1 pseudogene is annotated in these 1,211 nt (G+C 35.3%); it reads right to left on the bottom strand.

What is annotated here, in order from left to right:
* Window positions 1–80: 80 nt before the first annotated feature.
* A pseudogene (locus IEW49_RS13350) lies at window positions 81–623 on the bottom strand (cytochrome c oxidase subunit 3).
* Window positions 624–1,211: the final 588 nt, after the last annotated feature.

Raw genomic sequence — 1,211 nt, 5'->3', positions numbered from 1 at the left:
ACCTTACTCGATTATTTTTATTAAGAACCTCAATAGTATACGGAAATGTACAAAAATAGTCAAACAACATCTACAAAATGTCAGTATAAAATTCCACCCTCAAAACCTACATGATGGTTGTCAGTTAAATGGTAAGCAAATATTCTTCATAAAGCTACCGCTAAGAAAATTGTCCCTATTATAACGTGTATCCCATGAAATCCTGTAGAAAAGAAAAAACATGTACCAAAAGCACCATCACTAATAGTGAAAGATGATACACTATACTCAACACCTTGGAAGCCTGTAAATATTATTGCTAATAAAATAGTGGCGATTGAACCATATAGAGCTCCTTCTCTTTCTCCTTTAATTAAAGCATGATGAGCGTAAGTGATTGTCGCACCACTAGATAAAAGTATCACTGTATTTAGAAGAGGTAATTCGAAAGGATTTACAGGTTCTATACCTATAGGTGGTCATTGAGCTCCTAATTCAACAGTAGGTGTTAATGCGCTATGAAAGAAAGCTCAAAAGATAGCTAAAAAAAATAGAGCTTCAGATACTATAAATAGTATAATACCTAAATTTAATCCCCTTTGCACTGCTAGAGTATGATCCCCTAAAAAAGTTCCTTCAGATATTATATCTCTAAATCATAAAAACATAGCTGAAACTAGTCCAATTAAAGCTATGTAATATAAATAATGAATATTATTAAAATTATGCATAGATAACGCACCAGTAGTTGTTAGATTTAATAGACAAACACTAGTATTTAAAGGTCAAGGAGATGGAGATACTAAATGAAAAGGATGATCCTGGAAATTACTTCTTATTAAATTAGTCATTTGAATCCATTTATTATAATAAAACAATTAATTTAATTTACATTTTCTATAAATATATATATGTATATGTATATATATAGATTACAGCTATAGAGCCGCAAGGCGTCTAATTATTTTTACCCCCCCCGCAAACCTGCCCCCCCCTGCAGTACTGCAGGGTGGGGAAGGGGAGGGGGAAGGCCAGGGATACTTCCCCCCTTCGGGGGGCCTTCCTTAGCCGAAGGCTTCTGCCTTCCTTATGTGCCACTCTCCGAGTGGACTTCGTAGCATAAGTGGGCCCCCTAGCCATTGAAAAAAAAAATGCAGAATATAGCTATTATAGCTATTTAATTAGTGGTTTGGTTTCTATAGAAGGGCGCTCCGCTCCCCTCTAAATTCCTG

It is taken from the genome of Pseudoblastomonas marina, from assembly GCF_014641655.1.
Lineage (GTDB): Bacteria > Pseudomonadota > Alphaproteobacteria > Sphingomonadales > Sphingomonadaceae > Alteriqipengyuania_A > Alteriqipengyuania_A marina.
The sequence above is the reverse complement of the archived record's forward strand: the minus strand, read 5'-3'. Positions and strand labels throughout refer to the sequence as shown.